The organism is Paraburkholderia sp. J7 (genome assembly GCF_905220155.1).
Lineage (GTDB): Bacteria > Pseudomonadota > Gammaproteobacteria > Burkholderiales > Burkholderiaceae > Paraburkholderia.
Genome location: NZ_CAJMYZ010000012.1, coordinates 268,235 through 279,902 on the forward strand (window position 1 = coordinate 268,235; position 11,668 = coordinate 279,902).

An 11,668-nucleotide genomic window follows, 5' to 3' on the forward strand; every position below is an offset into this window, starting at 1 on the left:
CGTGATTGCCGCCCGGACAGATTGGCGAGCTAAAGCCGCTTTTGGCGAGAATGCCATTTTAGTTGAGTTATTCCGGATATTGAGCATGTTCGGCGCATCGTAGTTATCTGATAGGCATTTTAGGCATTTTTCATCGTCGATTTACCGCTTTGCTAGCAAACATTTAAATTCAGAAGATTTCGGCGAACCAGTCAGGCAGTATTTGCATTGGTCATGGCAGATGCATGCTCTGAAGCGATCTTCTTCAGTCCTTTTTCTGCAGTTGCCATTGCCCGTTGCCCGTTCGGCAGTAGCGCGGATGCAGGTTGAGCGTTTGCCCCTTCGCATTCAGGACCACATCGACGATGCGGCAAGTCCGGTCACCGGTCTTCGAAGTGTCGTGAGGCGTCAATGTGGCGTCGATCTTCACGCCGTTGCCCAAGCCTTCATTCGTCCACTGCGCCGATTCGCCGTCGCCTTTCGAGTTCAATGCGGCGATGGCCGCCTGCTTGACCGAGTCGATGTCTTTCTGCTTCATGTAACTGAGCGGCGTGTCGTGCAGAAACTCGAGGTTCGCAGCAAAGGCACTGTGTACGTAAAGGAGCAGGGCGCAGGCGGCGGCTGTGCGCGCCAATGCTCGTACCGATGCAGTCTTCCGGCTGTGCGAGATCATGGTGTCCGTTCCTTGAGCATGGCCTGTTGACGCTTACCCGCGCTTGTGAATTTGCGGTGGCTTCCACGAACCGTCCAGAATGGGCTCCTTGCCCCAGTATGCCCGGATATAGAGCGAGAACGTGCCGTCCGGGGCAGGCAGCCAGTTCGACTCCCGGTCGGCGCCCGGCGACTTCGAGCCAGCATAGAGCGTGAGGGAGCCATCGGCGTTGCGGTTCAACGTCGTGTTCTTGGTGCCGAGCGAATAGCGCTTGAGGTCATTGGCGTGAAAGAGATGCTTGTCGTTGTAAAGCGTGAGCGACCAGAAGCCGTTGACAGGGGGCTCTTCGCCTTTCGCAAAGACGATCTCGTAGGTATTCGCACCGCTGAGTGGTGCGCCGGTCGCGTCCTGGTCCGTATAGAAGTACTGCGTTTCGCTGGGGCGATTGTCGAACATGTTCGACTTTGCCGTGCCGGTGCGGTCGAAATAATCGAAGCCCGTCTGCGCGTTATTGGCCGAGCGGTTCCAGCCGTTGCCGGCCGGCACGCCGTTACGACGCCACGCGAAGAATGGGGCGATCACTTCCCGCTCCGTGTCGACGGCGCTGGAGACGAGCGCCTTTTTAATTTCGGGGTCGCGGTTCGCAACCTCCATGAGCGAGCGGAATTGCGCATGGAGCGCCTCCTCGCCGGGCAGCGGCGCTACGGTATCAAGCACCTCGCCGAATTGCTCGAAGAATTTTTCAGGGACGACCCACTTGGTTTCTCCACCGTCGGCGCTGTCGTTTTGCGCCTGTGCAGGTGGCTTGATGATCGGCGCCTGATTCCAGACTATTGTCTTCATCTGGCCATCGAATTGCGTGAGCGGATAAAACACGATCTGATTGAGCACGGGTTGAATCGCTTGCTTGTCCTCAGGTGTGTCGTTCTGGAACACGCGTGGAATGGCATTGGCGAGCGCCGTCGGGCAACGAATGATTTCGGTGATACCCGAGGGCTTGCTCCCTTTCCAGTTTGGCCCGACGAGCAGGTAAAAGCCGTGGCGCGACTGGTACGCCTTGCCGAGATGGCCGAACTGGTTGGTGCGCGCGTCGTAGAGCGCGTAGACCCAGAAGCGCTCGCCGAAATCGGGCACCTGTGCGACAACGGGCTCGTCGTCGAGCGAGAAGAAGCCGAGGCCGTAGACGACGTCCTGGTTTGGACAGGTTACGAACGTCTGGGCCGGATCAATGTAATCATGAAGCATGCCAACCTGGCCGCGCGGCGCCGCCGGAAGCACGCCGTTGAGCAAACCAGCGTACGGCGCCTTGGTGATACGTGCGCTCCGGTTGAGCATGTTCACCATTGGCCAGCCCCACACATAGGCCATGCGCGCAATCACTTGCGCATATTCGGGGTGCATGTTGATCCCCGACGGTGGAGACGCCTGCGCGGACGCGCCGGGCGCGGCGGCTTGGGCATCTTGCGCCGCCGCTAGTTTGTGTGTCGGGTTCACTTCATCTTGATCGGGCATGTCACTCTCGCTTGTCGATCACGGGGTCGATAACTGCGCTGGCAACTCGGCATACCGGTGGCAGATGCACTGCGCTTTGTGCGCCTTCCCCGTTCAGGACTTTCATTCGGCGAGGCGAGCCCTTAGCACTTCATCGTGCAGCTGCATGGCAGTCCGCAGGGTCAGTTTTGCTCAGGCACCGAACTGAGGCGATAGGGAGTTCGGGCAATTGGATTGCCCTTTGGTGCAATCTGGCGCTTAACCCTTTATTTTCGTTGGGGGCGCCGCTAAATTACGCGCTGAAGGACGAACGGAAGGACGAACTGAAGGACAAATCGAGCGTCTCGCGCGAAGATGGAGAGCCCGAAATGATGCCGGCCACCGACACCAGGAATCCGGGCAACACGTACCGTTCTGAAGCGCGCTCTTTCCGACGCGCGCGCCGCACACATCGGACGGCCGTGCATGCGGCCGCAGCCGTGCTTCTGGCGGCGAGCCAGTTGCTCATGCCCGCCGCGGCGACAGCGCAAACTTCGTCCCTCCCCGAATTTACCGGACCGAACGTACAAAAGCGCGCAAATGCCGTGCTTGCCTTGCTGTCCTTTACCGTCACGCCGGACCTTTCCGCGAGCACGCTTGGCATTCGCAACGGCTCCACGGGCGACCCCTCGCTGAGCATGACGCAGTTCGGCGGCGGCTTTACGCTGAGCCAGAGTTTTCCGCTCTATCTGGAGGGGGCGATCGGCGGGTCCCGCTACGATCCCACGTTCGTCGCCACGGACGGCCAGCAGGAGCGCGCGCTGCCCACCCGCTGGACCAACGTGGCGGCCACGGGCGGCATAGGCTGGGACTTTCCGCTCAACGAAAAGAAGGATCTCGTGATCCGGCCGATCTTCAACTTCTCGCTTGGCGAAGTGATCAGCGACGCGACCGCGGCGCAATTCCTCGTCAACCGGAAGACCGACAAGAACATCGACTTCATCCAGAACGGCAGGCTCAATGCGTATGGACTTGGCGGCTCACTGATGATTGGCTGGTATCCCCGCCAGGAGCCTTACGAGTTCGACCTCGAACTGCGCTATACCGACATCTATCTGCAGAGCTTTGGGTCGTCCAGCGGCGTGCGCGGAACCGCGAATGCGCAGTCCACGAATCTCTACGCGCGCTGGCGCGCACCGACCGGGCTGCTCGCGTTCAACCGGCCGCTGCGCTATGTCCTCGAACTGTCGCACTCGGATTACCTCGGCAGTCAGGCCGACATCCTCGGCTTCAATCAGCTTACGTCGCTCGGCGCAGGTATCGAAATCGACACCGGCGCGGTCACCAAGCTCTTCTCGCGTTTGCGCATCGTGGCCCGCTACGCGTTCGGCAAGGATGTGACGGGCGCGTCGCTCGGTGTTGCGCTCAGTTTCTGAGTGGTACCGGTCATTGTCACGAAGGCGCCGCTACCCGCCAGGGGTTACGGTTCTTATACTGGATCTCATCGCCGCAACGCACGCAAGTCGCCTCTGGAGGGACGTCATGACGAAGCCGGCCTGGTGGCTGTTCATGCTCTGCCTGGTCCTGTTTGCGCCGGCACCATCCGGCGCCGCCGCCGAAGCCGCACAGCCATCTCAGGCGGCCGCCGCCGCGCCTGCGAGCGCGAGCGCTGCGCCAGGCGGCGCGCTGCGGGTGGCGATCGCCACGGTCGCCCCGTTCGTGTTGCCGGAGACGGCAACCCCGGTGGGCTTCAGCATCGACATATGGTATGAGATTGCGCGCCGCATGCATGTCGATTTCACATGGGATCGCGTCGCGAACCAGCCTGATCTGCTGAGCGTCGTACAGCGTGGCGATGCGGATGTCGCCATCGCGGCGATCACCCTGACGCCGGAACGCGAAAAGCGCGTCGACTTCTCGCTGCCGTATTTCGATTCCGGCTTGCAGATCATGGTGCGCGCGCAAAGCGACAGCTCGTTCGTCGCTTCGCTTCGCTCGGTTCCGTGGCTCGCCCTCGGGCAGTTCCTTGCCGTCTCCGTCGTGATCGTCTTCGTTCTCGCCAATCTCGTATGGCTGATCGAGCGCCGCAACGATCCCAACTTCCAGAAGCCCTGGCTGCGCGCAGTCGGCGAAGGGCTTTGGGTGACCATGCTGATCATCGCGACTGGCGAACATGGCGAGCGCGAGAGCGCCGGGCTCTGGAAAAGGATACTGGTGCCCGCAATGTGGCTGATCGGCGTGGTGCTGATCGCGCAGTTCACGGCGACCGTGACGTCATTGCAAACAGTAGCGCGGCTGCAGTCGAATATTCGCGGACCGGACGATCTTCCAGGCAAGACAATCGGCACAGTGCCGGGCACGGTTGCCGCACAGTACCTCACCGGGCGCGGCTTGCCGTTCGTGAGCGTCAACAGCGCCGCCGACGGTTTCCGGATGCTGATGCGCGGCGACGTGCAGGCCATTGTCTACGACGCGCCCACGCTGCAGTATTGGGCAGGCCGGCTTGGCAACGGGAAGCTTGCGGTAGTGGGCCCGATATTCCTGCCTGCAAAGTATGGGATCGCAGTTGCGAACGGCAGCCCGTTGCGCAAGACCATCAACGAAACTTTGCTCGGGATGTACGAGGACGGAAGCTATGAACAGATTTACCAGAAATGGTTTGCGGCGAGCAAATAATCGTCGCGGCCTGGCTGGCGAAAGTTGAACCGTGCAGCCGTATTGTTTTGCTTCGGCGCGGCCGTCATGCTGAAGCGGCCGCGCCGTAGGCGTCAATGTGCGACGGTGGCAGGCTCCGTGGCGTAGAACATCCGGGTTAGCGAGTCAGCGTGAATCTGCGGACCGTCGATCACGAAAAGCGACTCGCGAAACGCGTGCTCAACGTCGAATCGACCGGCTAACCAGCCGCGCAATGCGGCTTCGGACATGATGACAATATTGCTGCGTTTCGCCTCTTCCGTTGTCGTCACGTCGGGAATCTCCGGAACGATGTCCGGATCGAAGCCTTCTGTGGTGGCGTGGAAAAAGCCCCACGTATCGTTTTCGATGAGCAGGACATAAAAGTCAGGCAAGTCCAGGAGACACGCCTCCGTGTGCGCGTCTTCAATGCGCGCTTGCAGCAGATTCAACGCCTCGACCGCGGCCATGCGCTTTCGCGCCGCGGCGAGCGCGCCCTCATCGATGTCGATCGCTTCGATCAGATCCGCCTCGATCGCCTTTCGCGTTGCAACGGCCACGCTCAGCGCGAGCGGGTGGCTGATACCGAACTCGATCTTGAACTCACAGACAGCGCACATGGCGGAACCTCACGGCGTAACGATGTTGAACCAGAAGTCGAAGGTGTCGAGCCACGAAACGAACTCACCGAGTTTCTGGCTATTGCCGTCGACCTTCACGTCGCCAGCCATGACGAGCTTCTGCATGTTGGTTTTGCCCATCATGATGTCGTTGAGGTTGGCGCGTGTCATCGTGACTGTCGCGTCGGCCGCTTTCGAGTTCTTGTTCCTCGAATAGTGCAGCGCGCTGTTCTCGACGCCCAGCACGTAGTTCTCTTTCGTATCGGTCAGATTGAGGTTGAACTCGGCCGTCTTGCCGGCCGCGCGGTCGCCGTTGAGCCGGATGCCGAGGTAATCGAGGAACATGTCGAGCGGCATGGCCTGGATGGTGTCCGGGCTTTGCGGCTGCGGGGCGGGCAGTTGCTGAATGCCTTTACGCAGCTCCATGGCGCCGGTCAGATAGAAGTTGCGCCATGACGCCGATTCGGACTGGTAGCCGAGTTGCTCGTAGGTGTCGGCGAGGAGCTGCTTCGCGGCCGTGTTTTGCGGCTCCGCGAACACCACGTGATTCACGACTTCCGCGACCCAACGGTACTCGCCCTTGCTGTAATACCCGTGCGCCTTGCTGAGGACGGCGGCCGAGCCGCCCATGAACTCGACGTAACGCTTGCCGGCGTCGGTCGGCGGCAGGCGGTGCAGATTCGCCGGTACGCCGTCGAAGAAGCCGAGCCGCAGGTTGTACTGCGCAACGGCGTCGTGATAGACCGTGCCGTAGTAGCCGCGGCAGAACCAGTGTTTTGCGAGGCTGTCGGGTAGCCGCATCGCTTCGCCGATCTCCAGCGGCGTCATGCCCTTGTTGGCCATGCGCAGCACCTGGTCGTGCATGTAGCGGTACATGTCGCGTTGCGCGCGCAGGAAGGCGACAACGCGATCGTTGCCCCACGTGGGCCAGTAGTGCGACGCGAACACCACCTGCATGTCGTCGCCGAACATGTCGAGCGACGACTGCAGGTACTTCGACCAGAGGAGGGCGTCGCGAACCTTCGCGCCTCGCAGCGTGTACAGATTGTGCAGCGTATGGGTGGCGTCTTCCGCGGCGCAAAACGCCTTGTACTTCGGCAGATAGAACATGAACTCCGATGGCGCCTCCGATTCCGGCGCCATCAGCACCACGACTTCCACGCCATCCAGCGTCAATTTTTGCCCGGTCTTTTCGGCGAACATGGAAGGCACGGCCAACGTGATCGTGCCGACCGAAGTCGTCTTGCCAAGGCCGCCGTCGACAATGCCCGTGGGGCTGCGCGGCAGCAGCGAGCCGTACATGTAGCTCGCACGGCGCCCCATGGCGTTCCCGGCGATGATGTTCTCACCCACGGCCGCTTCGGTGAAGCCGGCGGGCGCCACGATCTGAACTTTGCCGGACTTCAGGTCGTCGTCGCTCACGAGCCCGCGTACGCCGCCGTAGTGATCCACGTGACTGTGCGTATAGACGACGTGCGTGATGGGCTTGTCGCCAAGATGCGGAATGACGAGTTGCTTCCAGACTGCCGAGGCCACGTCGGTCGTGATGAACGGATCGACCACGATATAGCCGTGGTCGCCGCGAATGATGCTCATGACGGAGAGGTCGTAGCCGCGCACCTGCCAGACGCCGTCGACCACCGCGAAGAGACCGTGATTCATGTTCAGCTTGGCATTGCGCCAGAGGCTCGGGTTCACGGTCGGCGGCGAGTTGTTCTCCGGGCCACCGCTCACGAACGCGAACTGCTGAAGGTCCCACGCCGGGGTGCCATTTGCCTGCTTGATGATGACGGGTTCGGGGAGCGTTGCGATGAGCCCGCGTTTGGCGTCTTCGAAGTCCTGAGCGTCTTCGAAGGAAAGGAAGTCGGCATATTGCTTGTTCACCGCGATGGTCGCGGCCGAAGCCGGCTTCGACGCGCCGCCCGTCGGGGTTGCGCTCGAACCGGCTTGCGCCAGCGCCTCGCCTACCGCGCCGGGAAGCGTTGTGGCCACCCCGGCCACTGCCACGTTCTTCAGGAATGTTCTGCGTCCGCTCGCTTTTGCCGCGTCATCCGGTTCAGACATGATCACCTCCGGGTTAGGGGTGGAAATATCAGGCGCAGGCGGCCTGCGAGATCGATCAAGACCTCTGGTAACACTTTTCGCAGAGTCTCCCGATTGCGGCTATAGGTGCTTGGGGCAATATCATTGCCCGTTGGGGCAATACGATTCATACGGCAAATCCGTCACCTGAAGGAAAGGATATTGCGCGACGTTTGCGAACGAAAACTCGCGAGTAGCAACGACTGCATGGCCATCAAATAGGGCAGTACAACGAACGACTCGATGCTAGACTGAATGGGGTCGGCTGAACGCGCATCAAAAAACTTACCCAGAACGAGGTGGGCAAATGGCGGGCACGCAAACATTGGCTGAAAGGCAGGCAGCGGGGCGTCAGGCGCGCGAACGTGCGAAGCGTTCCCGGCACGCGGAGATCGGCAACACCGAACGCGACCCTGTCGAACTGCTTCGGGCAAACAGCGCAGGACGGGTCGACGCGCTTGTGCCGTTGCGCTATGGACGCATGTCCCTCTCTCCATTCACGTTCTATCGTGGCAGCGCAATCATCCAGGCCCACGATCTCGCCGGAACGGTCAACTCCGGTATTGCCTTTCCCATATGCGGCGACGCACACCTCATGAACTTCGGCGGCTTTGCGACGCCGGAGCGGCAACTGGTGTTCGACCTGAACGACTTCGACGAGGTCGCAAACGGACCATGGGAATGGGACCTCAAGCGGCTCGTTGCGAGCTTTGCTATTGCCGGCGAGCACATGGGCATGGGGCGCGGTCCCATCGGTGAGTTCGTATCGGCCGCGGTTCACGAATACGCCGAGCGCATGCGCGAGTACTCGGAATACAGCACCCTGGATTTGTGGCACGAGATCATCTCGTTCGAACGCATGATGGAGACCGCCGCGACCGAAGAAGGCCGGGCGCTCATCGCCAAAACGAGCAAAAAGGCGGCTTCGCGAACGCACGAAAGCGTGCTCGCCAAGATGGCGACGCTGCGCGACGGCCGCTGGACGATTCAGGACGCACCGCCCGCGCTGTTCCATCCCACCGGGCCGAATTCGCTGCTCGGCAAGGATAGCAACTGGTCCAACGCCGAAGCGTGGCAAGGCAAACTCGCCAAGGCGTTCGACGAATACCTGAGCACGCTTTCGACCGAGCGGCGCATGATGATCGGTCAATACGAGCTTCACGATATCGCGTTCAAGGTGGTGGGCGTTGGGAGTGTCGGCACGTTCTGCCTTGTCATGCTGTTCGTGGACGGTCACGGGAAGCCGCTGTTCCTGCAGGTCAAGGAGGCGCGCGGGTCCGTGATCGCCAGATACTATGAGGCGCCCGGCCTCGAGCATCAGGGCCAGCGCGTGGTAGTCGGCCAGCGGCTGTTGCAGGCGGCCAGCGATTCGTTCCTCGGCTGGACTTCGGGGCCTGCCGGCAGGAACTTCTATTTCCGGCAATTGCGCGACATGAAGGTGTCGGCGGAAGTGGAGCGGATGAACAGCACCTTGATGCAAGGCTACGCGCGCCTGTGCGGTTGGGCGCTCGCTCGCGCGCATGCCAAGGCGAGCGGAAAGGCTGTCGAGATCGCCGCCTATCTCGGCAATGGCGACCGCCTCGCCGAAGCGCTAACCGAGTATTCGTTGGCTTACGCCGCGCAGAACGAGGCCGATTACAAGGCGTTCATGCAAGCCTGCCGCTCCGGAAAACTCGAGGCGCGCAGCGACGAAGACATGGCGGCGGATTTTCGCGTGTGACTTTCCGCGTTCGGCAGCGAGGTTTGGCGGAGCCGGCAGCAGGCCGGCTCGCCGCTTGATCGACGTGACATTCCCCACCCCGTGCGTGAGATCCGGTTGCGGCCGGCCGACCAACGGCGCGCTCCCGTCGCCCTGTAAGCATTGGGCGACCCTCGATCCGAAATCACCTATCCCGCCTGGTCTCGCAAAAAAACTTCTCCAGCTGTAACCAGAAAGCGTTACCCAACGAACTAACGGTCTCGGGCAACGAATGTCCGTGGCTGAACGCGGCTTGTTGGTGCCCCTGAATGCTGGCTGCGTAGCGTGGGTATGCGGGTCTGCCTGGAGCGGTGGACTCAGTGAGCGCGCGCGACGGATTCAACGGCAGTCCCGCCGCCCTGGAGATCGATCATGCTTGTACGGCTCGTTGCTGTCGCGTCATTCCTGATTGTCGCGCCCGTTGTGGCGTCGGCCCGCCCAGTCGTTGTCGAGCTGTTTACTTCCGAAGGGTGCTCCTCTTGCCCTCCGGCCGATGCTTTTTTGTCGGAGCTCTCTCGTGACCGCCCTGAGTTGCTTCCACTCGCCTTTCATGTGACGTACTGGAACAGTCTGGGCTGGCAGGACCCTTACTCTTTGGAGGCGGCCACACAGCGCCAGGCTGAGTACAGCGCCCGCTTTGGCGACAGTCCCTATACGCCGGAAATGGTCATCGACGGTCAGAAGGGACTGGTTGGTTCGAACCGGCGTGCCGCCGAAGCGGCGATCGCGAAAGCCCAAAAAGCTGACGAGGCCGAGGTGGCGGTGAGTGCTGTGCGTCACGGCAGGACGATATCGGTCACGGTTGGGCGCGGCGCCGGCCATGCGCAAGTCGTGCTGGTTGGCTATGACGCCGGGCACGTGACGAACGTTGCGCGGGGAGAAAACACAGGTCGCACGCTCAGGGAGTCGAACATCGTTCGCTCGATACAAACCGTCGGCGAATGGACGGGTGCGCCGCTGAAGCTTGAAAGCGCGACCCCTGCCGGCGAACAGGCGGCAATTCTGATTCAGTCAACGGACGGCGCGATTATCGGTGCGGCGCGAGTCGCCAGCATAGGGCTCTGAGCAGGTCGAGAAGACTGGAATGACGTGGAATCCTTTTCGAATGTTTGATAAGGATTCCAAATCACCTATTGACGCGCCGAAAGAAGCGCCGGCGCTCAGTGCAGTGGCGGTACCTTCAGTGAAATCGAGTCTACCGAATCAGGAGTTCGCCATGTCATATGTCACCCGCAGGTCATCGTTTCTCTATCGAACCATCGCGCTCACAGCGGCGTTGGGATTCGCTTCAATCAGTGTTGCGCGAGCGGATTCTGAGGCCGATGTGCGAGGGGCGGTCTACGTCCTGACAAATCAGCCGTCCGGAAACTCGGTCATGGTCTTTTCTCGCGCTGGAAACGGAACACTGACCTACGCGGCCAGTTACTCAACCGGCGGAAAAGGCGCGGGCACGGGAGCCGATCCGCTAGGCTCGCAAGGTTCGCTGACGCTGGACTCGGGTTTTCTGCTCGCCGTGAATGCCGGCAGCAACGATGTTTCGCTCTTTGCGGTCGACGGCGACAAGCTGACGCTGCTCGACAGAGCGCCATCGGGCGGTCAAATGCCTGTTAGCGTGACCATGAAGGGGCCCATAGCGTATGTGGTCAATGCCGGCGGCACACCGAACATCAGCGGATATGTGGTCGATGCGTTGGGCAAGCGCCTCGTTGCGCTACCCGGCTCGCAACGGCCGCTTGCTGGCGGAGCCAACGCCCAGCCTGCGCAGGTCAAGTTCGCACCGGAAGGCAACGAATTGCTGGTGACCGAAAAAGGTACGCAACTCATAGACACCTATGCCGTTGGTTTTACCGGTTACGCCTCGACTGCGACACCTCATGCGTCAAACGGCGTGACTCCGTTCGGCTTTTCGATCACGGCACGCGGTTATGCAGTCGTCTCCGAAGCCGGGTCCGGGGCGGTTTCCTCATATGACGTCGTGGACGGCAAGCATCTCGATTCGATCACCGCTTCGATCCATCTGGGACAGTCCGCGCCGTGCTGGCTCGTCACAACCGGCGACGGACGTTATGCCTATACCGCCAATGCGGGCAGCGGCACGATCAGCAGTCTGCAGATTGGCGCGGACGGCACGCTAAGCTTGCTTAATCCAGCAGCAGGGACGCTCAGCGCGCCACTCGACATGGCGCTCAGCAGCCGCAGCAAGTTCCTGTACGTGCGTGAGGGAAACGGCGCGGTAAGCGGCTTTCGCGTGAAGCCTGACGGCGCGCTCGAACCGATTGGATCGGTGACCGGCGTACCGCCGGGAGCCCAGGGGATCGCAGCGCGCTAGGCGCGTCTATCCGATGGCCGCTTGAAGGATCTGGCGATTGATGAGCGGGGCCGCCGATCCTCCAGGCGGCTCAAGGAATGACCCGTCGGCTGTTAAGAATGTTCGACGGGTCTATCGCGGTTTTC

At 61.3% G+C, this 11,668-nt stretch carries 9 protein-coding genes; 5 read left to right on the forward strand and 4 right to left on the reverse strand.

Going from position 1 to position 11,668, the window contains the following annotated elements; translation table 11 throughout:
- Window positions 1-244: 244 nt before the first annotated feature.
- Both U5A58_RS21195 and U5A58_RS21200 read right to left on the reverse strand, forming a co-directional pair.
- The gene (locus U5A58_RS21195; protein WP_321962905.1) at window positions 245-652 is read right to left on the reverse strand and encodes a hypothetical protein; all 408 of its coding nucleotides are present in this window, start codon (window positions 650-652) and stop codon (window positions 245-247) included.
- 33 nt (window positions 653-685) lie between these two features.
- Window positions 686-2,143 (reverse strand): DUF1254 domain-containing protein, encoded by a 1,458-nt coding sequence (locus U5A58_RS21200; RefSeq protein ID WP_321962906.1) that lies wholly within the window; start codon window positions 2,141-2,143, stop codon window positions 686-688.
- A gap of 350 nt (window positions 2,144-2,493) precedes the next feature.
- Here U5A58_RS21200 and U5A58_RS21205 point away from each other — a divergent pair, with 350 nt between their 5' ends.
- Both U5A58_RS21205 and U5A58_RS21210 read left to right on the forward strand, forming a co-directional pair.
- Window positions 2,494-3,537: a hypothetical protein gene (locus U5A58_RS21205; RefSeq protein WP_415774269.1), complete on the forward strand. Its 1,044-nt coding sequence runs from the start codon at window positions 2,494-2,496 to the stop codon at window positions 3,535-3,537.
- Between the two features lie 106 nt (window positions 3,538-3,643).
- A complete protein-coding gene (locus U5A58_RS21210) occupies window positions 3,644-4,777 on the forward strand; it encodes a transporter substrate-binding domain-containing protein (protein WP_321962908.1) in 1,134 nt (377 codons plus the stop codon).
- A gap of 92 nt (window positions 4,778-4,869) precedes the next feature.
- Here the strand turns inward: U5A58_RS21210 and U5A58_RS21215 are convergent, their stop codons facing one another.
- Entirely contained in the window at window positions 4,870-5,394 is a 525-nt protein-coding gene (locus U5A58_RS21215; protein WP_321962909.1) for a hypothetical protein, read from the reverse strand.
- Between the two features lie 9 nt (window positions 5,395-5,403).
- Window positions 5,404-7,458 (reverse strand): alkyl/aryl-sulfatase, encoded by a 2,055-nt coding sequence (locus tag U5A58_RS21220; RefSeq protein ID WP_321949034.1) that lies wholly within the window; start codon window positions 7,456-7,458, stop codon window positions 5,404-5,406.
- 325 nt (window positions 7,459-7,783) lie between these two features.
- On the opposite strand from U5A58_RS21220, the gene U5A58_RS21225 reads away from it, so the two are divergent.
- The 3 genes from U5A58_RS21225 (at window position 7,784) to U5A58_RS21235 (ending at window position 11,543) form a co-directional block, all read left to right on the forward strand.
- Entirely contained in the window at window positions 7,784-9,196 is a 1,413-nt protein-coding gene (locus tag U5A58_RS21225; protein ID WP_321913457.1) for a DUF2252 domain-containing protein, read from the forward strand.
- Between the two features lie 390 nt (window positions 9,197-9,586).
- Entirely contained in the window at window positions 9,587-10,279 is a 693-nt protein-coding gene (locus U5A58_RS21230) for a DUF1223 domain-containing protein (protein WP_321962910.1), read from the forward strand.
- 19 nt (window positions 10,280-10,298) lie between these two features.
- Window positions 10,299-11,543: a lactonase family protein gene (locus U5A58_RS21235; RefSeq protein ID WP_321962911.1), complete on the forward strand. Its 1,245-nt coding sequence runs from the start codon at window positions 10,299-10,301 to the stop codon at window positions 11,541-11,543.
- Window positions 11,544-11,668: the final 125 nt, after the last annotated feature.